We start from the raw sequence: 22,812 nt of genomic DNA on the forward strand, positions 1-22,812 counted from the left end.
CATAACTAACTATTAAAATAACCTTAATCAAACCAAAATTTATGAGAAATAAGATTTTATATTTTCTATTTTTCTTTTTTCCAATGCTCATGATGGCACAGGAAAACGGAATAAAAGGAACGGTAATTTCGTCTGATGACGGAATGCCGCTTCCTGGAGCGACAGTAATTATTTCAGGAACAAATACCAGTTCGGTCACCGATTTTGATGGGAATTTTTCCTTCCCAAATGTTGCTCCAGATGCTGTACTTGTAGTTTCCTTTATAGGATATGCTCCACAATCTATTCCTGTTAAAGGTCAAAAAATGATCAATGTAACTTTAAAAGTAGATAACAACCAGCTAAATGAAGTTGTCGTAACAGGATACTCTAAACAAAAGAAAACTGATATCACAGGCGCAGTTGCCGTTGTAAACATGAAGGAAGTCATGAAACAGCCAGAGCCAAACCCGATCAAAGCTTTACAAGGAAGAATTGCAGGAGTAAAAGTATCGTCGGATGGTTCGCCAAGCGGAGGAAATACAAAAGTGGTGATTCGTGGCGTGGGGACGCTGAACAATACAGATCCGCTTTATGTAATTGACGGAATGCCAACAAAATCCGGAATGCATGAATTGAATCCTAATGATATCGAAACGATTCAGGTTCTGAAAGATGCTTCTTCAGCAAGTATTTACGGTTCCAGAGCTTCAAACGGTGTCATTATCATTACAACCAAAAAAGGAAAAGAGGGTAAAATGAGAATCAATTTCAGTACCTATGCTTCCTTTTCTGATTATTCAAGAAAGCTAGATGTACTAAATGCAAACCAATTTGGGCAGGCGCTTTGGCAGGCCAATATCAACGACGGTTTAAATCCGAATAATAACAATTTGCGTTATCAATTTGACTGGTCGGTTAATAACAACAAACCGCAATTGAACAAAGTTTTGGTTCCGGAATATCTTGATGCGCAACAAACCATTAAAGCTTCAAATACAGATTGGTACGATGCAATTTCTCAAACTGGAGTTGCCAATTCTTATGATTTGTCTGTATCGAATGCTTCTGATAAAGGAAATTATGTTTTCTCGTTGGGTTATTATGGAAATGAAGGTGTTGTAAAAACAACAGATTTCGAAAGAATTTCTGCGAGAATGAACAGTTCTTATAAATATTTTGATGGCAAATTAGTTATCGGAGAAAACTTTAGTTTAAACCGTACGAACGAAGTAACAGATCCGGGCGTTTTAGATCCTGCACTTAGAGCTTTGCCAATTATTCCGGTGCACACTGTAGACGGAATAGGCTGGGGAGGACCGGTTGGAGGAATGAACGACAGACAAAATCCAGTTCGTCTTTTAGAATATAATAAAGACAATAATTACGATTATTTGCGTCTTTTTGGTAACGCTTACGCGGATTTGGAAATTATTAAAAATCTGCATATCAAAACCAGTTTCGGAATGGATTATGGTTTTTACAAAAAACGCACGTTACAAAGAAGCTATAAATCAGGTTATCTGCAAAATGATCAAACGTCTGTTACAATCGACCAATCGATCAGCGACAAATGGACTTGGACGAATACAGCAATTTATAGCTTAAAGTTTGGAAAAAGCAATCTGAATTTGATGGCGGGAACGGAGATGTACAAAGACACTTATGATACAAATACATTACGTAAAAATGACTTTTTGATCGAAACGCCAGATTATATGTATCCTGATGCAGGAACAGGAGAATCGTTTACCAGCGGAACTTCTACTGTGTATTCTTTACTTTCTTATTTTGGAAAAGCAGATTACGAGTTTGACAATCGTTATTTGGTTTCGGCTACAATTCGTCGTGATGGTTCTTCTCGTTTTGGAAAAAACAATCAATTCGGGACATTTCCGGCAGTTTCTGCAGGATGGAGAATCAGCAATGAAAATTTCATTAAAAACAACGCCCCTGTTTTTTCTGACTTAAAATTAAGAGCAGGCTGGGGACAAACCGGTAATCAGGAAATAAGTAATACAGCAGTTTATTCGCTTTATTTGGCAAGTTACGCAGGCGGAAGCCCAACTTGGGCAACTTCTTTTGGAACAGCTTACGATATTGCAGGAAACGGGAACGGATTGCTTCCTTCTGGTTTTATTGCAACGCAATCCGGAAATGATGATTTGAAATGGGAAACTACGACGCAGACCAACATTGGTTTGGACTTTGGTTTATTCAAACAAAAATTAAGCGGCTCTATAGATTATTATATCAAGAAAACAGATGATATTTTGGTATTACCACCTTATTTAGGAGTTATTGGCGAAGGAGGAAACCGTTGGGTAAACGGTGCTTCTATGGAAAACAAAGGTTGGGAGTTTTCTTTAGGCTATCATGATGAAACTTCATTTGGATTGAAATATGATATTTCCGGAAACATTTCGGCAAACAAAAATAAGATTACACAATTACCGGATGAAGTAAAAAACAACTACGGAGGCGACGGATTGGATGATAATATTTTAGGACGTCCAATTAATTCGATGTACGGTTATGTTACTGACGGATTGTTTACAAGTCAGGATCAAGTGGACAACTCGGCAATTCAGGAAGGAAAAGGCCTTGGAAGAATTCGTTACAAAGACTTAAATGGCGACGGAACAATTACAGATAAAGACCGCACGTGGATCGGAAATCCAAATCCGGGATTGTTGTACGGAATCAATTTAAACTTGTCTTATAAAAACTTTGATTTTACTACTTTTTGGGAAGGTGCAACTGACGTTGATGTGATTAACAACACAAAATATCAGACTGATTTTTGGAGTGTTGATGACGTAGGATCAAATAAAGGAACTCGTTTACTGAATGCTTGGTCTTTGGATAATCCAAATTCAACTATTCCGGCACTGACAACAGTTGACAGAAATGCGGAATCTAGATTTTCAACATATTATGTAGAAAACGGAAGTTATCTTAAACTTAGAGTTTTACAGTTTGGCTACAGTCTGCCAAAAGATTTATTGAAAAAACTAAGCATGGAAAGTTTCAGGTTTTATATCAGCGGTCAAAATTTATTGATTCTTGATGCGAAAAGCTTCACAGGAGTTGATCCGGAAAATGCAGGTTTTGGATATCCTCAGCCGACAACTTTTACTGCTGGTCTTAATTTTACTTTATAATAAAAGATTTAAAAATGAAATCGCCATGATTCAAAATGGAAAATGATAAAAAAGAATGGCGATTCCATATTCCAATAAAAGACAAATATTATATTTATATGAAAAAAATACTATATATAGCAGGATTTGTAGTGATGGGTTTCTTCGCTTCCTGTTCCGATTTTTTAGAAAATGATCCGCGTGGTGTGTTGTCTGAAGAAGATATTGTAACACCGCAGTCGGTTGAAGGATTTATGAATGCGGCTTATGCACAGTTAGGCAATGATCATTACGATTCTCCTTACAGTTTATGGCCGTTTGGTAATGTTCGTTCAGATGATGCTTATAAAGGCGGAAGCGGTACAAATGATATTCAGGATTTTCACTTTTTTGAAGTTTCAAATAATATCCGTCCAGATTTTGGAGAGTTGGACAGTTTCTGGTACATCAGTTATGTGGGTGTTTCAAGAGCCAATAAAGCGTTGAAAGCTTTGGAACAAATCTCAGAAGCCGATTATCCGTTGAAGAAAACAAGAATGGCAGAAATGCGTTTTTTAAGAGGGCATTTTTACTTTATGTTGAAAATCATGTTCAGAAATGTGCCTTATATTACCGAAGATGTTCCGGTAGAAGATTATAAAACGATTTCAAACAAAGCGCTTTCAAACGAAGAACTTTGGAGCAAAATCGCTGAAGATTTTCAGGCTGCAGCCGAAAATTTGCCGGATGCTCAACCAGAAGTAGGACGTGCTAATAAAAAAGCAGCTTATGCTTATTTGGCAAAAACAAGATTGTATCAGGCGTACACTCAGGATGAAACATTTAAAGTTACAGGAATCAGTCAGCAGCACTTACAGGAAGTAATTGCAGCAACAGATAAAGTTATTGGAAAAGCTTCTTTAGAGCCTGATTTTGCCAATAACTTCTTGCCGGGAACGTACGAAAACGGACCGGAAGCTATTTTCTCGATTCAGTTTTCTGATAACGATGGAACTTTATACGGAAGATTGAATTTTTCAGATGTTCTTTCTACGCCACAGGGTTTAGGTTGTTGTGATTTTCATAAGCCAAGCCAAAATTTGGTAAATGCTTTTAAAACCGGAGCAAATGGTTTACCAGAGTTTGACACGTACAACAACGAAGATTTTGATTATAAAAATATAGATGCCAATACAGTTGATCCTAGATTGTATCATACCGTAGCAATGCCGGGCTTGCCTTATAAATATGATCCTGAATTTTTATATGTTGAAGCTTGGGTAAGATCTCCGGGAACGTATGGTTATTTTGCTTCATTAAAAGAAAACGTTGCTCCAAATTGCAGCTGTGTTGTAAATATTGATCCGTTTTACGGAAATTCTAAAAATAGAATTCAGATTCGTTATGCTGATGTGATTTTGATGCGTGCCGAAGCTTTGATTGAATTAGGAAGACAATCTGAAGCTTTGCCGTTGATCAATGAAATCAGAGAAAGAGCCGCACAAAGTACAGGACGACTGCCTTATGTGAGTAATTTCAAAATCAATACTTATGTGGACGGAAGCAATTGCAACTGGACGCAGGATTTTGCCCGTAAAGCGTTGCGTTGGGAACGTCGTTTAGAATTGGCAATGGAAGGAAGCCGATTCTTCGACCTTGTCCGTTGGGGAATTACAGATCAGGTGATGAATGATTTTTATGCTAAAGAAAAAACAAAACGTACGTATTATCAGGATGCTTTTTTTGATGCACATAAAGAAGAATATTGCCCAATTCCGTTGAAGCAAATTAATTTCAGTCAGGGATTGTACAAACAAAATCCAGGTTATTAATCTTTAAAGAATCAGCAATATGAAAAAAGCTTTAAATAAATATTGGACCAAAGTGTCTATAGTATTGGCAATGATTTTTATGATTACTGCCTGCGAAAATAGTTTTGAAACTGGCGGATTTGATGTGAGTTCGCCTTCAGATGTGCTTTCGTTTAAACTAAACGGAGTTTCAGGAAGTATTGATCAGACAACAGGAAAAATTACTGTGGTAATGCCGTACGGATCTGATATAACAGCTATAAAACCGGAAGTTGTTTTTGTCGATGGCGCAACATCAAATCCGGAATTAAATTCGACGATGAATTTTACAAATCCGGTAAAATTCAGAGTGGTTAATGGTAATTTATACAAAGATTATACGGTAACTACAACTGTTTTAAGTCCAATTAAGAGTTTTAAGATAAATGGTGTTGCAGCTACTGTAAACGATATTAGCAAAACCATTAATATGACGCTTCCTGAAAATACTGATTTGACAGCGCTAAAACCAGTAATTGAAACAACTGCTGGTGTTACGATTTCACCTGCTTCAGGAGCAACAGTTGATTTTACAAATGCAGTTACTTTTATAATAACATCAAACGGAAAAAGCGTTAATTATACAGCAAATGTTGGAGTTCCGGTAACAGGATTAACTGTGGCGTTTTTAGGAACTGCCGCTACAAGATCAGGAATTACAAACATGGATGAAGTTACAGCTTCGAACTGGTTGTTTGATAATTTCCCTGGTACGAAATACATTTCTTTCGAAAGTATACAAAACGGTGCCGATTTAAGTGATATCGATGTGATTTGGTGGCATTTTGATTCAGCTGCAAATTTACCTTCTGTGGCTTATAATCCTGCGGTTACCAATGCTTTGAAAAATTTCAGAACAAATGGCGGAAACTTGCTTTTGACTTCTTTTGCTTCGCAATATGTCGATGCTTTAGGAATTGTTCCGTCAGGAAAAGGACCGAATAATGTTTTTGGTGATTTTCCTCCAAATGGATTTGTAGACGGTAATTCATGGGGAATGTCATTTGTTGGTCATGAAGGCCACCCAATATTTCAAGGCCTAACCACTTTTGAATCCGGAAAAGCCAATTTACTGCAAAGCGGAACTTTCAGATTAAATCATACAGCGTGGTGGTTTTTACCAGAATGGGGTGGATACAGTAATGGGGAAGGTTGGAGAAACCAGACAGGAGGAACCAATCTGGCAAGTGAAGCCTGGGATAATGAACTGAACGGAAGAGTAACAATTGCAGAATTCCCGAACACGAGTACAAATAAAAATGTAATTGTTATTTCTATGGGAGCTTATGATTGGTACAATGAAACCAATAGCAGCGGTGTGCCAAGTCAGGCCAATGAGTTTATTGCAAACATAAAACTGCTGACACAAAATAGTATCAATTATTTAACGGCAAAATAAATCACTTTGAATTTAATAAAATGAAATATAGAAATATAATAACAATCGCCTTCGTTTTCTTTTCACTGGCTTCATGCAGTCAGGATGAAACGTATATTGGAGGTTCGATTTCAGGAGGCAATTCTGAAATAACAAGTGTTTTTCCTGTTCCGCCCGCGCAATGGATGGGCGCAAACGACCCCTATTACAGTGCGGGTTATACAGGAGATCTTATGCCTTTTTTCGATAACGGAAAATTTCATATTTATTTTCTGCATGATGCACAGAATAAACCTGCTGGAAAAGGATTTCATGATATTCATGAATATCAAAGTACAGATTTGGCACATTTTACTTATGAAGGTCAAACCATTCCATATGGTACAACGCTTGAACCTGATTTTGCTATTGGCACAGGATCAGTTGTCAAAGTGGGCAATCTTTATTATTTCTATTACACAGGGCACAATGAAACTCCGGCTTTTGTACAATCGAATGCAAGAGAAAGTGTGTTATGTGCAACCAGCAGTGATTTGAAAAACTGGACAAAAGTTCCGTCTTTTAAAATTACAGCTCCGGCGGGCTACTACAATTATGATTTCAGAGATCCGCATGTGTTTTATAATGATGAATTGAAAAAATATTCCATGTTAGTAAGTACACAAACAGAACCTGGAAGAAAAGCCGTTTTGTTACATTTTACAAGCGCTGATCCTGCATCAGGAAAATGGGATGTTCAAGCTCCAATTTATACCACAACGCCTGAAGATAATTATCTGATGATGGAATGTGCGGATGTTTTCAAAATGGGAAGCAATTGGTATTTAATTTTTTCTGAGAATTGGAGCGGAAACAAAGGAACGCATTACAGAATTTCATCATCAATAAATGGACCGTGGGTAAAACCCGAAAATGACCGAATTGATGGAGAATACTTTTACGCAGGAAAAACGGCTTCTGACGGAAATAAAAGATATGTTTTTGGATGGAATGCCAGAAAAACGCCTGAGAATGATTTAGGAAATAAAGATTGGGCGGGGAATATGGTCATTCATGAATTAACTCAGAATTCAGATGGAACTTTAGGAACTCAATCACCGAAATCGGTTAAGGATTTATTTTCGAAAAAGAATGCTACTGCAGAAGTAGATGAGATTACTTCTAATGCAACAGCTAACAATGGAACTTATTCTTTGTCCGGAGAAACAGAAAAAGCAATGGTTACTTTTAAAAGCGTTGGAAAGAAAGTCAAAATAAAAGCCGAAGTTACTTTAGCGAAAGCTAGTGGAACAACTGGATTTGTTTTTCATACCAATGATACAGGAAGTTATTATAAAGTGGTTTTGGATATTGCTAATAGTAAAATAAGCGGTTATAATTCGGCTTCGCAGGAAGTAACCCGTTTACCATATGCATTTCAGACGAATGTAAAATATGATGTTGAAATAATTACTGAAGGAAGTGTTGTCGTAGTTTACATAAACGGAAAAGCAGCGCTCACAAATCGCGTTTACGGAAGAGACAAAAATAAATGGGGTTTAATTGCTGAAGGACAAACGAGCACAATCTCAAATCTTCAGATAACCCAGCCTGAATAAGAACAATAATAAAATATTTTAGAATGAATAATGGAAAAAACCTTAAGGCGGTGGCATACGGAGAGGTACTTTGGGATGTTTTTGCCAATGAAAAAAAGATTGGCGGAGCACCATTGAATGTAGCCTTGAGAATGAAAACGCTGGGTTGCGAAGTAGCTATGATAAGCTGTGTAGGCAATGATGAAGACGGGAGAGCAATAAAAGAGCAAGTGAAACAACTGGGACTTGAAACGGATACAATTGTAGTTTCTGAAGATTTCCCAACTGGTTTGGTCAATGTTACCTTAAATGAGCGGGGATCTGCAAGTTATGAAATCAGTTACCCGTCTGCATGGGATAAAATTGAATTGAATGATTTGGCGAGGAATTCAGTTGCTAATGCGGATGTTTTAATTTATGGCAGTTTAGCTTGCCGTGATGACGTTTCAAGGCTGTCACTGGAAGAAATGCTTCAAAAAAAAGTCTACAAGGTTTTTGATGTGAATTTAAGAAAACCACATTATTCATATGAAATGCTCGAAAGACTAACGCAGTCAGCGGATTTTATAAAGTTTAATGATGAGGAATTATTAGAAATTACTGCAGCTATGGCTTCTCCGTTTACAAGTCTGGAGGACAATATGAATTTTATAGCTGAACGAAGTAAAGTAACGGGAATGTGTGTAACGAGAGGCAAACACGGAGCCTTGCTAATGTGGGAAGACCGACTATATGAAAATGAGGGATATCCTGTTGAAGTTGCTGACACCGTAGGTGCCGGAGATTCATTTCTGGCGGCTTTGATAGCTTCATTGTTAAGTGGAAAAGAACCTCAGTATTCAATTGATTTTGCCTGTGCAGTAGGTGCATTAGTAGCTGAATCTCCTGGAGCGAATCCCGAAATTTCACTTTCCAGAATTGAAAAAATGATGTTAAAAATGAAAATTTAACTTTGTATGAAATTTAAATGAAATATGTGTTATCTAAAACAAAATTCTTGCAATTGGCCTTGTTAACAGCAATAAGTTTAATATCGCTTATTAGTGGTCTTATCTATTTTTTAAAATCCGATTTTTATTAAATGCATTGAATTTTGTTTAAGTTTTAATTACTTACTTAAATATTCGTTTTTTGAAGTAAAGCCTGATATCTTTTTAGATATTAGGCTTTTATGGTAATATTATAAAATTTGGAAGCAAATACATGCAGGATATGCACTGGATTTTGGAAGGTAATATACGCCGAGAAGAAGGAAGGTAAACTGATTTTGTATGCATAAATGAAACTTTCGGGCGAAGCGTGGCTGGAATTTAAAATAATCAACAATATATCAGGATGCTACTTTTAAACCACTGGGACTTATAGGTAAAATATACTGGTATTCTGTCTTGCCGTTTAACGGTTTTATATTTAATGGAATACTAAAAAAAATAATTTAGGGGTTCGGTGAGGATAATTTAATACAGTTTCGAACCTAACCTCGTTAACACTTGAATTTGTTTACTTTCTATTTCCGAAAACACTATACGCCATCATTCTGCCACAATAATAAAAGTGTTTCATTTAAAGCTTTTGTAAAAAGTAAAAATCACGCCCTCAAATTCATTTATTCTGTAGGGCGTAATTCAATTTTAAAAAAATAATCTCTAGAATTTTAATTTGAGAAAGAAGCACTTTTAACTAAATTGCTTCAGGGCTTGCAATAATTTTTAGGAATCCCAATCCAGTATAATTTTACCAATATGGCTTCCTTCTTCCATGCATTGATGAGCGTTTATAACATTCTGGTACGAAAATGTTTTGTAAATGACGGGCTTGAATTTTCCATTTTCAATTAATGGCCAGATGTTTTGGAATACTTCTTTTGTTAATCGTTTTTTGTAGTTATAATCTCTTGCGCGTAGTGTACTTCCGGAGATCGTGATTCTTTTTACCATTAACTGCCAAATATCAAGTTCTACGTCTTTTCCATTCTCCGCATTAATATGAATAAGTCTTCCGTCTTCGTTTAAGACGTTGAGATTTTTTTGAAAATAAGGTCCAGCTATCATATCAAGAATTACATCTGCGCCTTTGCCTTTTAAAATTTCTTCGAAATCCTCTGTTTTATAATTAATAGAAAGATCAGATCCCAATGCATCACAATACTTTGCTTTTTCCTCTGAACCAACTGTTGTAAAAACTTTTGACCCTAGAGCATGAGCAATTTGAATAGCTGTAATTCCGATACCGCTGCTACCTCCGTGAACTAATAGGGATTCACCAGCTTTGAGTTTGCCTCGATCAAAAATATTAGACCAAACTGTAAATACCGTTTCAGGCAGACTTGCCGCTTCCACAAAATTTAAACCCTTAGGAATAGGCAGGCACTGACCTTCTTTAACAGCAACATATTCAGCATAGCCACCCCCGGCAAGAAGGGCACAAACACGATCTCCTTTTTTCCATTGCGTAACTTCCGGACCGCATGCTGCAATTATACCAGACACTTCAAGACCCGGAATTTCATTAGAAGTGCTATCTGGAGCCGCATATTTTCCCTTACGCTGGAGAATGTCACTTCGGTTGATACCAGATGCTTTTACTTGAATTAACACTTCATTTTTAGAAGGAATTAAATCAGTAACTTCCGTTAGCTGCAAAACTTCAGGATCTCCAAATTTTGTGATTGTAATAGCTTTCATAGTCTAATTTGTTGAAAAGGTAGATTATATTTTCCAAATAAAGCTTTGTTCTCAATGCTTTTTGCAAACAGAGGTGTTTCTTCGTGGTTGTGGGTGTCAGAGGCTTCTTGTCTTGCTTTTGCAGCTTCCGCTAAAGAAATTCCGTTTTCTTTGATGAAATTTAAAAATTCAGGTGTAGCTGTTGCATGAATGGTGTTGGTGAATTTGGAAGTTTTGTCGTCGATTCTTTCTGCTTTTAATTCCCAAAGAACCTGTACTTTAGATCTTCCGCTCGCTGTAATAGTATCAGAAATAGATAACATGCGGCAATAATCGGCACGATATTCATCAAAAATATAATGCTGTACAACAAGTGCAGTTCCGACGTATTCTACATTGATAGACATTGGTATCCCTTCAAAATTTGAAGTAATTCCCGCTGCAATATGGTTCACAGAACAGCGCTGGTATTCGGCATCTGGCAGATTTAGAAGCCAGTCTGCTATATTGATTTTTTCAATTGGGGCATTCATTATTGCTGAAACAATTGAAGCTGATAATGCATTTTCGGGTGTTTGTACGATTTCCATCTTTTCTATTTTTTAAATTAATTTATGTCAAAGTTCGACAATGTAAACCAATCGTGGAAATGGTATTTTTAGATGTAAACGATCGAAATTTTCGATTTATAATAGTATTTTTATAAAAAAATTAGAAAAGATGGAACTTCGTCAATTAAAATACTTTGTCCGCGCGGCAGAACTTTTAAATTTCACTCAGGCAGCCGATGATCTATATATTACTCAAAGTACATTATCACATCAGATAAAAGAATTAGAAACGTCACTAAATGTTCTTCTTTTTGATAGAATAGGGAGGAGAGTTAAACTGACAGAGTCAGGAGAAATAATGCTTGAATATGCGCGAAGAACGATTCGACAGGCAGAAGAAGCAAAACAGGTTTTAATGGATTTGAATAACCTTAAGACAGGAAAAATAATTATTGGATCCACTTACGGTCTTGTAAATTTACTATTGCAATCAGCGACGGAATTTAATGAGGAATTTCCCGATATTCAGATCCAGATTGTATTGGGTTCTACATCAGATTTAATGCAAAAAATACGCTCGTACGAAATTGACTGTATGCTTTCATTTATGCCTTCGTCTGAGGATAATCAGCTTGATGTGATGCGTCTTTTCTCTGCGAATCTTTCATTGATTCTTCATACATCACATCCGTGGAGTAAGCTTAAAAAAATCACATTTCAAAAAATTGCAGAATTACCTTTAGTGCTGCCTTCGCAAAGTTACAGCATCAGGAATTTTCTGGACGAAACACTTCTAAAAAATAATATGCAATTAAAAGCAAAAATAGAAATCAATGATATTCACAGTTTATTGGATCTGGTTAATTCAAAAAAGTGGTGTACCATATTAATGGATACTTCCTTGTTTCATTTTCCGGAACTTGTTGCGGTCCCAATTGAAAGTAAAAATATTACTCGTGAAGCAACTATTACATTTCCTTCTGGAATTTATCGCAAAGCGTCACTTATATTTTTTCAAAATTTAATCATGAAAAAAATGGTAATGCATAATTTAGTTTAAAAAAACAAATTGCTCCGCCATTAGAGCCTTTTTTAGAAACCCTTTATATTGCTGAGGTACAGGTTTTCTCATTATGATGTGCCATGATTCTGCTACAAAATTTTGACGTATAATATCTTTTTAAAAAACCGGATTAACTTTTTATGGCAAAAAATGGAGGCAACTCCAATTTATAATTGCGTCAAAAACTGAGGCAACTCCATAACACTATTATTTTACTTTTACCACAACCTTTCCTTTTGCATGTCCGCTTTCCAGATAATTAAAAGCATCATTGGTCTGCTCAAAAGGAAAAATTTTATCTACAATTGGTTTAATAATTTCTGAGGCAAGTAAATCAGCAATTTGTTCTAATTGTCTTCCGTTCGCCTTCATGAATAAAAAGGAATAATTAACATTTAAATTTTTAGCCCTATTACAGATTTTCAGGCTGGTCAGCCAAATAATGAATCGTATTATTGCTGATGCGCCTATTGATTTTGCAAACTCTGGAGTTGGAGGTCCAGAAATTGAGATAATACTGCCTCCCGGTTTTAAAATTGTCAATGATTTTTCAAGTGTTTTAACATCCTGGCTGTTAAGTACCACATCATAATCTTTAAGAATATTTTCAAAGTTATCCTTTTTGTAATCTATTATAATATCAGCTCCAAGGGCTTTCAGCATGTCAAAATTCTTTTCGCTGGCTGTCGTGGCGACAAATGCCCCAAGATGTTTGGCAAACTGAATTGCTATTGTACCAACTCCGCCAGAACCTGCTTGAATAAAAACTTTTTGGCCTTTACGAAGTTTCGCTTTTTCGACGAATGCCTGCCATACAGTTAGTCCGACCAATGGAATTGATGCTGCCTGCTCCATTGATATATTTATAGGTTTTACTGCCAGATCATTTTCATTAACAGCAATATATTCCGCGAAGGAACCGATATGAAAATCGGCTGCTCGTCCAAAAATCTGGTCTCCAATTTTAAAGCGACTGACTTTAGAACCGGTTTCTACTACTATTCCTGCAATATCATGACCTAATATTAAAGGTAATTGGTAAGGAAGGATTAGCTTGAAATCCCCGTTTTTTATTTTTAAGTCCAGCTGGTTGATGCTGGCAGCATGAATTTCTACCAATACCTCATAATCTCCAATTTCAGGTATTTTTACTTCGCTGAGTAATAATTTTTCTGTTTTGCCGTATTTAGGTAAGATGTATGCTTTCATATTTTTTAGATGTTATCAGCAAGATTTAGTTCCAGATCACCATTCTGCTGAAGTCCTTTTTCAAATAAGCTTTTAATACGGCCACGCGCTTCAGGCTCCTCGAGTGAAGCAAAGAATTTAACCTGTGTGTCTAAAATTTCTTCGTTTGAAGGAAGTTTGGCTCTTTGGTTCATGATTTGCTTTATGGCAGCAATTGGTTTTTTGTCAAATGAATCTATGCGCTTTGCAAATTTTTCAACATATTCATCCAGTTCAGCGTCTGGAATTGATCGGTTTATCCAGCCGTAGAAAGCGGCCGTATCTGCGTCATAATCGTTACCGCTTAAAATAATTTCAAGAGCTCGGCTGCGTCCTGTAAGCAGATGCAGGCGTTCAAGTCCTCCGCCACCAGGAAATGAACCGATCCCTATTTCTACCTGAGCCAAGAATGCGTTTTCCCTGCTGGCGAAGCGTATATCAAATGCTTGTGCAAATTCACTTCCAAGTCCTCTGGCACGGCCACGGATGGAAGCTATGGTTACAAAAGGGGCAAGTTCCAGTCTGCGTGCAATATCTGGCCAGGCTATAGAAAGGCCTGTTTTTCCGGTTCCTTTTGGAAAGTCTCCAACATTTAGCAACTCGACATGAGCCACAAAAAAGTCTGGATTTTCACTCTCAAATACTACAACTTTTAGGTTTTCATTTGACTCCAGTTCGTCCATCACGGTCATTAACTGTTTAGAAAATTCGGTATCAAACATGTTAATAGGAGGATTGTTGAAACTGATTTTCCAGTATCCATTTGTAATTTTGTGTGTGGTAAAAATCATAATTTAGTTGTTTTGGTTAATTTTTAGTAATTTTACTTGCAAATTGAAAGCACAAATATAATTAAATTTACTTGCAAAATGCAAGTAGTTGAAATAATAATGAAAGAAATTAAAAAAAGGTCGGGCTGTCCAGTGAGCAGTTCACTTGATTTGTTAGGAGATAAATGGTCACTTTTAATTGTTCGAGATCTGATGTATTATAAGAAGTGCACTTATGGTGATTTTCTAAAGTCGGATGAAAAAATTGCGACTAACATCCTTGCCACAAGATTATCAACTCTTGAAGACGCAGGGATCATTGTAAAGCTGGATCACCCCGAAAGCAAAGTGAAATTTTTATATCAACTCTCTGAGAAGGGCATTGATCTGCTTCCGGTATTAATCGAGATGTATATCTGGGGCGAAAAGTATTTTATGCTTTCTGAGCATCACATTGAATTTTTAAAAGAAATCAAGAAAGATAAACAGGCTTTTATAGATAAGCTGACTGACAAAATGAAAAAAGCGATTGTGTCAAAATAATGATAATCAGGCAGATGAGATGGAAACTAAAATTATTTTGGAATTATTGTATTTAGTATAAAAATTACGATAAACCAAAAGAGAAAAAAATCCTATATCCTTAACGGGATTTCGAACCATCGTTCAGCTTCGATTAATTCTCTTATAGCACCACTTTAAGACTGTTTATTTCAAACAGACTAAGAATTTCTTGTGAAAAAATCGAACCACAATTATTAGGCTGTAAAGGCTTGAAAAATCTATATGTTAGCGTATAAAAAAAGAGACAATCATTTACAGATAATTGGAAGCAGAATAAAAATATTTGAATTATTGCCGCCGTTGGTAAAAACAAATATGTCTGAGGGAATGGAAGGTAAATCGATAACACCAGATGTGCTAATTGATGCTTTGATAAAAGGATTAAAAGACAATACGTAAACTATTCGTGTTGGCGATACAAAAGCAATTTATCTGTTAAATAGATTTTTACCAAAGTTAGCTTATAAGTTATTGAATCATAAAGGTATTACGGCCAGATTGCAATCTTAATTGGTATAAAAATATTTAACTGAATAAAAAATGAACATCGTTCATTTTATTTTATATCTTTGTCCGTAGTAAGCCTTGAATAAAAATAAGTATGAGTACAATTGATAGAAAAGCAAAAGAAAAAGAAGCTTTAAAAGCCCTGATATTAAAAGGTGCTAAAAAGCTTTTTGTTGAAAAAGGAATTGAACATACTACAATAAGAAACATTGCTGAAGAAATTAATTACAGTGTAGGCACTGTTTATGTTTATTTTAAAGATAAAAATGATATTCTCCATGATCTTCATACAATAGGTTTTCAGGAATTAGATAGTTATTTTATGGAGTTATATACTATAGAAGATCCGAAGGAAAGATTAAAGAAAATGGGATTTGCCTATATCAAATTTGCCATCGAAAATTCTGAAATGTACGATTTGATGTTTAATCTAAAAGCTCCAATAGAATTCCTGAAAGACTCCGAGAATGAAGATTGGGATGAAGGATGCACAGCATTTGGATTAGTTAAAAAAACTATTGAAGAATGTATTAACAAAGGTTATTTTAAAGGCCATAGTGTAGAGCCGCTGGCATTTATGGTTTGGAGTTTGGTACATGGTATGTGCTGTCTGGAAATTCACCAGAGAATTAAAAATGTAAATTTTACGAATCCGGATACCATTTTGTATGACGGATACAATGAATATTTAAAAATGATAGAAAAGCTTTAAAAATTTTTTTGCTCAAAAAAATGAACAGTGTTCAAATAATAAACAATGTACAATAAATGAAAATTAAACTAACTTTTGCAATACTCTGTCTAGGATATTTAGGGTATGCACAGAACAAGCTGGAAACTTATATACAGACCGGCTTAAAAAATAACGAAGTAATCAGGCAGCATAATTTTGACATTAATAAAAGCATGTATGCCTTAAAAGAAGCACGAGCTTTATTTTATCCAACAGTTTCCCTAAACGGAAGTTACACCAAAGCAGAAGGCGGAAGGACAATCGATATTCCAATTGGAGATATGCTAAATCCGGTGTATAGTACTTTAAATCAGATTACCAATTCTAACGCTTTTCCAATGTTAGAAAATCAGTCGGTCTTGATAAATCCGGATAATTTTTATGATGCTAAAATTCATACCACGATGCCATTGCTGAATTTTGAAATTATTTATAATAAAAGAATAAAAACCCAGCAGACGACGCTTCAAAAAATAGAACTCGAAATCTATCAAAGAGAGTTAGTAAAGGAAATTAAAATTGCTTATTACAAATACCTGCAATCGGTTGAAGGAATTAAGATTTATGAAGATGCCCTGGCTTTGGTAAAAGAAAACCAAAGGGTAAATCAGGCTTTATTTAAAAATGAAAAAATAAACCGGACTGCCGTTTTACGAAGTGAAAATGAGGTAATCCGCATTCAGGCGAATTTAGAAACCGCCCGACAAACCAGTAATAATGCAAGATCATATTTTAATTTTTTATTGAATCAAAAACTTGATACCGCAATAGAAACTGATCAGAGTGAAGCACCGCCAATAGAAGTACTTTCAGAAAATACCCAAAATAGAGAGGAGTTGCAAAAGCTCACTCAGGCAAAAGAAATAAACGAAAATGTAAGCAAACTAAACAAATCGTACTGGCTGCCAAAAGTAAGTGGTTTTGCCGATTTCGGAATTCAGGATTTTGATTTTGAAGCAGATAAAAACTCACGCTACTATTTTGCCGGAGTGGCGCTGGAGTGGAATATCTTTTCGGGCAACAAAAACAAATGGAAGCTGAAACAAGTTGAAGAAGACAGTAAAAAAATCATTTCACAAACTGATAATGTAAAACAGCAGTTACTGCTTCAGTTTCAGGTTTCACAGAACAATCTAAAATCGGCTTTAGAGCAATTCAATGCTGATAAAAATCAAAAACAGTCGGCCAAAAAATACAATGACGACATTACCAAATTATACAAGGAAGGTCAGGCAATATATATAGAACTGCTGGATGCACAGAACCAATGGGTAAATGCGCAGCTTAACACTAATATTTCGCTTTATAACTCCTGGATTGCTTTTGCAGAATTAGAAAGAGCCAACGCAACTTTTACTTTTAACTAAAAATAAAAAACATGAAATTAACGATTCACAATTATCTAAAAAAACATATCGCAGCCTCCAAAAAAGGGTTGATTATATTGCTTGCTTTAACGCTTTTTTACGCCTGTAAAGAAGAAAAAAAGGAAAATTCGCCCTTTGAAAGCGCAGATGTCATCCCGATTAAAACAGCTCCGGTCGAATCTTTTGCTCTTAACAATACCATAAGCGCATCAGGTTTAGTAACAACAGAAAATCAGGCCAATTACGGATTTAAAATAGGAGGGATCATCAGTCGTATTTATGTGGAAGAAGGCCAGTTTTTTAAGAAAGGGCAGCTTTTGGCATCATTAGACGAAACAGAGATTAATGCAGGATTGAACCAAACCGATTTGAATCTCAAAAAGTACGAGCGTGATTATAAACGAGCAAGCAATTTGTACAAAGACAGTGTGTATACATTAGAACAGCTTCAGAATACAAAAACGGGTCTTGACATTGCTAAAAAGCAGAAAGATGCAGTGGCTTTTAATGCACGTTATTCTAAAATTTATGCTGCGGCAGATGGTTTTGTTTCGAAAAAAATAGCAAACGAAGGAGAAGTAGTTGGCGCAGGATCGCCAATTCTAGCTATAAATGAAACCAGCCAGAACAATAATTATCTGCTAAAAGTAGGATTGACAGACAAAGAATGGGCCGCGGTAAAAGTAGGGCAGAAAGCCACTGTGACGCTTGACGGTTATCCTGATGAAAAATTCGATGCCTTTATTTTTAGAAAATCGCAGGCGGCAGATGCGGCATTGGGCTCCTTTCAAGTCGAATTAAAACTGAGCCTTAAAAAAAGCAAACCAGCGGTGGGAATGTTTGGAAAAGCCGAAATAAAGGCAGAACAATCAGAAGATTTCATCATCATTCCGTACAATTCGCTTATTGAAGCTGACGGAAACAAAGCGTTTGTTTTTATCGTGGAAAACAACAAAGTAAGACGCCAGTCCGTGACCATTAATAAATTTGAGAACAATAAAGTATTCATAAAAGAAGGTCTTCAGAAAACAGATCAGATTGTGATCTCCAACAGTGCTTATCTCAACGAACAATCAACTATCAAGATCATTAAATAATCAGTATTATGAAAATAACAAACTTTGCTGTTAAAAATTATCAGTTTACACTGATTATCTTTCTGCTGGTTGCTGTGGTAGGCTATCTTACGCTGTTTACCATGCCCAGGGCGGAAGATCCTTCAACACATCCGCCGCAATATTTAATTACGGTAATTTATCCCGGGACAAGTCCAAAGGATATGGAGGAGCAGGTTGTAAAACCAATCGAGAATAAAATTTACGGACTTGAAAACATCGAAAAAATATTAACCACAGTAGAAGACGGTGTTGCTGCTTTTCAGGTAAAATTTAAATACGGAGTAGATGTTGATAATAAATATCAGGAGATTTCGACGGAAATGAATGCCCTTAAAAACAGCGAACTTCCAAAAGATATTTATCAGATAAAAACCGAAAAAATTGCTTCTTCTGATGTGAAAATCCTTCAGATAGCGTTGGTTTCAGAAAATGCATCAGACAAAAAACTTCGTGATGAAGCGGATAAACTTAAATCTAAAATTGAGAAAATTACCAATCTGAAAGATGTAAAATATGCTGGAATTCCCGAGCAGGAAATTCGTATTGATTTACAGCTTGAAAAGTTGGCCCAATTAAAAATTCCGTTAAATGTAGTCATGGCAAGCCTGCAGAGCGAAGCGGCCGATATTCCAGGAGGAAGCATTGATTTAGGCAGTAAAGTATTTAATGTAAAAACCAGCGGTAAATTTAAAAATGCGGACGATGTATCCAATACAGTAATTTACAATGCTAACGGTAAAATAATCTATATGAAAGATGTAGCCGAAGTAGGCTACAAGTCGCAGGTTGTCGATCATATTACCCGCATCAACGGACACCGATGTGTACTGGTTACAGCAGGTATGAAAGACAATGTAAACATTACAGATGTGCAGAAAGAATTCCTGCCAATTGTAGATGAATTTTCTAAAGAATTACCCTCAAACATCAAATTAGTAAAAAACTTCGATCAGGCGAATATGGTATCGCAGCGTTTGGGACATTTAGGTTTTGATTTTACGCTGGCAATTGTTTTGGTAATTGTGACATTACTTCCATTAGGCTTAAGAGCTTCGGGAATTGTGATGATTTCCATTCCGTTATCGCTCGCATTGGGATTAATTGCAATGAATGCTTTTGGCTTTTCTTTAAATCAGTTAAGTATTGTTGGTCTTGTGGTAGCTTTAGGATTGTTGGTGGATGACAGTATTGTGGTAGTCGAAAACATAGAGCGATGGCTGCGGGAAGGACATTCTAAAATGGATGCAGTCCTTAAAGGTACCAAACAAATCGGAATTGCCGTTGTAGGCTGTACTGCAACACTTATAATTGCATTTTTACCGCTGGCTTTCCTGCCGGATGTTTCGGGAGAATTTATCAGAAGTCTTCCAATGGCAGTTATTACCAGTGTACTGGCATCGATGATTGTAGCTTTAACATTGGTGCCGTTTTTAGGAAGCCGATTTTTAAAAACGCACGATCATGCGGGAGGAAATATTTTTCTTCAGTATCTGCAAAAATTCCTGACCAGAGCGTATCGTGATATTATGCCCAAAGCATTAAAATATCCTAGAACAACTATTGCTATTTCTATAGTTTTAAGCATCACTGCTTTTGGATTGTTTAAAGTAACGGGTTTTAAATTATTTCCGACTTCAGAAAAACCGATGTTTCTTATCAATATAAAAATGCCCCTTCAGGCCAATATTTCAGAAAGTGACCGTGTGACCAAAATTGTAGAAGCAGAGCTTAAAAATCATAAGGAAATTGTGTATTACACTTCGAACGTTGGTAAAGGAAATCCGCAGATTTATTACAATGTGCATCCCCAGGACAGAAAACCCGATTTTGCGCAGATTTTTGTCCAGCTCGAAGATGAAGCTAAACCATCAGAGAAAACAGCCTTGATTGAAGAACTTCGAAATAAATTTAAAACGATGCCTTACGCAAAAGTGGAGGTCAAAGATTTTGAACAGGGAACACCATTAGAAGCTAATATTGTCGTAAGATTATTTGGTGAAGATCAGGAAGTGTTACGCAAGCTTTCCTCACAGGTAGAAACTATTCTGAGAAAGCAGGAAGGAACCGTGTATATCAACAATGAACTGAATACGTATAAAACTGATGTTAAAGTTAAAATCAATAAAGAAAAAGCCAGAACATTGGGCGTATTGACCAGCGATGTAGATAAGGTAATCCGTCTTTCGGTAGCAGGATTAACAGTCGGTGATTATATAGATGATAGGGGAGATGCCAGAAATGTTACGCTGACATTGCCCCGAGATAAATTTTCGAACCTTGACGCTTTGAAAAACTTGTACGTAAATAATCTTCAGGGAACTCCGATTGCCCTAAACCAGATTGCTGAAATTTCGTTTGAAACTTCTCCAACGGCGATTAACCATTTTAATAAATCACGCTTTTCAAAAGTAACCGCTTTATCGGCAAAAGGGTATTATGCCAATGATTTATTGACACACATAGTTCCAAAACTGGATCAATTGAAAATGCCAAAAGGATATTACTATAAATTATCAGGTGAAAAAGAATCCGAAGGCGATGCGCTGGGCGGTAACTTTCTGGCAGTAATTATTTTGAGTACCTTTTTGTTTGTGGCGGTTTTACTGCTACAGTTTAAAACTTTTAAAGGAATTATTATTGTATTATCTATTATTCCGCTTGGGATTTTAGGTGGCGTGCTATTATTGCTTCTCAATGGAAGTCCGATGTCTTTGGTTGCTATAATCGGTTTTATAGGTCTCTCGGGAATTCAGGTAAAGAACTCTTTGCTGCTGGTAGATTTTACCAATCAGCTAAGACAGGAAGGACATTCGATCGATGAAGCTATTTCAATTGCAGGAGAAACGCGTTTTCTGCCTGTAGTGCTGACTTCAATTACTGCAATCTGCGGTTTGATTCCGATTGCATTAAACTCAAATCCTTTGATTGCACCATTGGCAATTGTGTTAATTGGCGGTTTAATCAGTTCTACAATATTATCACGAATTGTAACGCCTGTGATGTATAAATTGATTCCTCCTAGTATTGAAAAGATGTAAGAAGAGAGAAAAGATTTTTTTTGAAATTAAGATAATTTTTAAAGCCGGCAGCGTGTTTTAGACTGCTGGCTTTTTTTCTTGAAAAAGATTGATAAGGGAAGACAGGAAATTATCAAATTTTGAAAATGTAAAACTTAATTTCAGCTCTGTTCTTAGTGTTCGAATCCTGTTAAGTTATCGAACGCTAAAATTTAAATTTATCTTGTTTTTCATATAAATACTGTTTTTCTGAAGTTTGTTTCTTTATGAAGAAAATAAAGCAAAAACGAGTCAAACTCATTTATTGATAAGGGTTAAATAAAAAAATGGCGCCAATTGTCTTCAATTGGCGCCATTTGGCTTTGTGACCTCGACTGGAAACAAACCTTATGTGTAACGTGTTGTAAATCAATGTATGTATTCATGTGTTGGGAAGTTTGTGGGAAGTATAAATCCAAATTACTTTTTTTTCGATGGCACAGTTTTAATTACTTCTTTTACCTTTTTAATACTATTTGTTTTTATTTTTCCTTCAGTTTCTTTTGATGCACTTTTTCTGAATTCTTCACTAGGCCAAATTTTATCAAGTTCCTTTTCTAAAACTTCTGTTAATTGTAAGCAATATTCGTATGACATCAAAAAATACTGCATATCAACTGGTAAGTATTTTCCACTATTAACTCTTGCTAAAACTCCAGCTTTTGTAGTATAAATATCGTTTGCCATACCCATATTATGGATATGAATATCTCTAGTTGCCTTTAATTCAATAAATCTGTGAAAAACTGGGCTTTCTAATAAATTAACTCCAGTGTACGTTTCAAATTCTTTAGCGTAATCTCTAGGCGATTTGTATGCTATTTCATTTAAAATACTATCAACAATATGTATTTTTGCTTCTTCAATCGAATTAGATAATAAAATACTATTTATATCGACTGATTTTTTTGATGGAATTTTATTAGGATATTCTATTAATATCATTCTTAAAATATCATTTAGTAATGCTTCCAAAAGAGTAACTAACTGTAAAATACTATTAAGAGGGAGAGAATTAGTACCTAAATGTCTATATTTTTTGAGAAGTTCTTCCTTTGTATATTCTTTTGGCTTACTCATCATAGGTGTATGATCAGCATTGAAACCTAAGGGATATGCTATCGGAATAGTTTTTCCTTCTTCAAGTTCATTAATCCAGCTTATATTTTGCTCGAATGATAATATTGTTAATTGTGCCATTTCGGCCTGAAGAAATATTAATGCAGTAGCGTTATTAATTAATTCGTTAAGTCTATCACCAAATGTTACCATATTTTTTGTGAGTTT

17 protein-coding genes and 1 pseudogene are annotated in these 22,812 nt (G+C 35.7%); 13 read left to right on the forward strand and 5 right to left on the reverse strand.

Annotated features, from left to right (window positions below; translation table 11 throughout):
• The first annotated feature begins 41 nt into the window (after positions 1 to 41).
• The 6 genes and pseudogenes from APR43_RS01450 to APR43_RS24265 all read left to right on the forward strand — a co-directional run.
• Positions 42 to 3,143, forward strand: a complete 3,102-nt coding sequence (locus tag APR43_RS01450; RefSeq protein ID WP_053471263.1) for a SusC/RagA family TonB-linked outer membrane protein — start codon at positions 42 to 44, stop codon at positions 3,141 to 3,143.
• 98 nt (positions 3,144 to 3,241) lie between these two features.
• Positions 3,242 to 4,933, forward strand: a complete 1,692-nt coding sequence (locus APR43_RS01455; RefSeq protein WP_053471465.1) for a RagB/SusD family nutrient uptake outer membrane protein — start codon at positions 3,242 to 3,244, stop codon at positions 4,931 to 4,933.
• Positions 4,934 to 4,952: 19 nt separating this feature from the next.
• The gene (locus APR43_RS01460; protein ID WP_053471264.1) at positions 4,953 to 6,350 is read left to right on the forward strand and encodes a DUF4960 domain-containing protein; all 1,398 of its coding nucleotides are present in this window, start codon (positions 4,953 to 4,955) and stop codon (positions 6,348 to 6,350) included.
• Between the two features lie 20 nt (positions 6,351 to 6,370).
• Positions 6,371 to 7,927 (forward strand): glycoside hydrolase family 32 protein, encoded by a 1,557-nt coding sequence (locus APR43_RS01465; RefSeq protein WP_053471265.1) that lies wholly within the window; start codon positions 6,371 to 6,373, stop codon positions 7,925 to 7,927.
• 23 nt (positions 7,928 to 7,950) lie between these two features.
• Positions 7,951 to 8,856 carry a carbohydrate kinase family protein gene (locus APR43_RS01470; RefSeq protein ID WP_053471266.1) on the forward strand — a complete coding sequence of 302 codons (906 nt, stop codon included), beginning with the start codon at positions 7,951 to 7,953 and terminating at the stop codon, positions 8,854 to 8,856.
• Between the two features lie 272 nt (positions 8,857 to 9,128).
• Positions 9,129 to 9,345 (forward strand): annotated as a pseudogene (locus APR43_RS24265) (DUF2867 domain-containing protein); the annotation flags it as partial.
• Positions 9,346 to 9,615: 270 nt separating this feature from the next.
• Here the strand turns inward: APR43_RS24265 and APR43_RS01480 are convergent.
• On the reverse strand, positions 9,616 to 10,590 hold the full coding sequence (locus tag APR43_RS01480) for an NAD(P)H-quinone oxidoreductase (RefSeq protein ID WP_053471267.1): 975 nt from the start codon (positions 10,588 to 10,590) through the stop codon (positions 9,616 to 9,618).
• Positions 10,587 to 11,159, reverse strand: a complete 573-nt coding sequence (locus tag APR43_RS01485) for a hypothetical protein (protein ID WP_053471268.1) — start codon at positions 11,157 to 11,159, stop codon at positions 10,587 to 10,589. Before APR43_RS01485 ends, APR43_RS01480 begins: the two co-directional genes overlap by 4 nt.
• Before the next feature lie 130 nt (positions 11,160 to 11,289).
• On the opposite strand from APR43_RS01485, the gene APR43_RS01490 reads away from it, so the two are divergent.
• On the forward strand, positions 11,290 to 12,180 hold the full coding sequence (locus APR43_RS01490; protein ID WP_053471269.1) for a LysR substrate-binding domain-containing protein: 891 nt from the start codon (positions 11,290 to 11,292) through the stop codon (positions 12,178 to 12,180).
• Between the two features lie 210 nt (positions 12,181 to 12,390).
• Here the strand turns inward: APR43_RS01490 and APR43_RS01495 are convergent, their stop codons facing one another.
• Positions 12,391 to 13,392 (reverse strand): NADP-dependent oxidoreductase, encoded by a 1,002-nt coding sequence (locus APR43_RS01495; protein ID WP_053471270.1) that lies wholly within the window; start codon positions 13,390 to 13,392, stop codon positions 12,391 to 12,393.
• A gap of 5 nt (positions 13,393 to 13,397) precedes the next feature.
• A complete protein-coding gene (locus tag APR43_RS01500) occupies positions 13,398 to 14,201 on the reverse strand; it encodes an enoyl-CoA hydratase/isomerase family protein (RefSeq protein WP_053471271.1) in 804 nt (267 codons plus the stop codon).
• Between the two features lie 78 nt (positions 14,202 to 14,279).
• On the opposite strand from APR43_RS01500, the gene APR43_RS01505 reads away from it, so the two are divergent.
• The 6 genes from APR43_RS01505 (at position 14,280) to APR43_RS01525 (ending at position 21,507) form a co-directional block, all read left to right on the forward strand.
• Positions 14,280 to 14,723: a winged helix-turn-helix transcriptional regulator gene (locus APR43_RS01505; protein ID WP_205720322.1), complete on the forward strand. Its 444-nt coding sequence runs from the start codon at positions 14,280 to 14,282 to the stop codon at positions 14,721 to 14,723.
• A 243-nt stretch (positions 14,724 to 14,966) separates the two neighbouring features.
• Positions 14,967 to 15,143 carry a hypothetical protein gene (locus tag APR43_RS24370; protein WP_165590682.1) on the forward strand — a complete coding sequence of 59 codons (177 nt, stop codon included), beginning with the start codon at positions 14,967 to 14,969 and terminating at the stop codon, positions 15,141 to 15,143.
• 202 nt (positions 15,144 to 15,345) lie between these two features.
• Complete coding sequence (locus APR43_RS01510) at positions 15,346 to 15,963, forward strand: TetR/AcrR family transcriptional regulator (RefSeq protein WP_053471272.1); 618 nt, start codon at positions 15,346 to 15,348, stop codon at positions 15,961 to 15,963.
• Between the two features lie 56 nt (positions 15,964 to 16,019).
• Positions 16,020 to 17,351, forward strand: coding sequence for a TolC family protein (locus APR43_RS01515; protein ID WP_053471273.1), 1,332 nt, complete (start codon positions 16,020 to 16,022; stop codon positions 17,349 to 17,351).
• An 11-nt stretch (positions 17,352 to 17,362) separates the two neighbouring features.
• The gene (locus APR43_RS01520) at positions 17,363 to 18,448 is read left to right on the forward strand and encodes an efflux RND transporter periplasmic adaptor subunit (protein ID WP_053471274.1); all 1,086 of its coding nucleotides are present in this window, start codon (positions 17,363 to 17,365) and stop codon (positions 18,446 to 18,448) included.
• An 8-nt stretch (positions 18,449 to 18,456) separates the two neighbouring features.
• The gene (locus tag APR43_RS01525; RefSeq protein WP_053471275.1) at positions 18,457 to 21,507 is read left to right on the forward strand and encodes an efflux RND transporter permease subunit; all 3,051 of its coding nucleotides are present in this window, start codon (positions 18,457 to 18,459) and stop codon (positions 21,505 to 21,507) included.
• Between the two features lie 438 nt (positions 21,508 to 21,945).
• On the opposite strand, the gene APR43_RS01530 is transcribed toward APR43_RS01525, so the two are convergent.
• Positions 21,946 to 22,797 (reverse strand): hypothetical protein, encoded by an 852-nt coding sequence (locus APR43_RS01530; RefSeq protein ID WP_053471276.1) that lies wholly within the window; start codon positions 22,795 to 22,797, stop codon positions 21,946 to 21,948.
• Positions 22,798 to 22,812: the final 15 nt, after the last annotated feature.

It is taken from the genome of Flavobacterium sp. NLM, from assembly GCF_002210235.1.
GTDB classification, from domain to species: domain Bacteria; phylum Bacteroidota; class Bacteroidia; order Flavobacteriales; family Flavobacteriaceae; genus Flavobacterium; species Flavobacterium panici.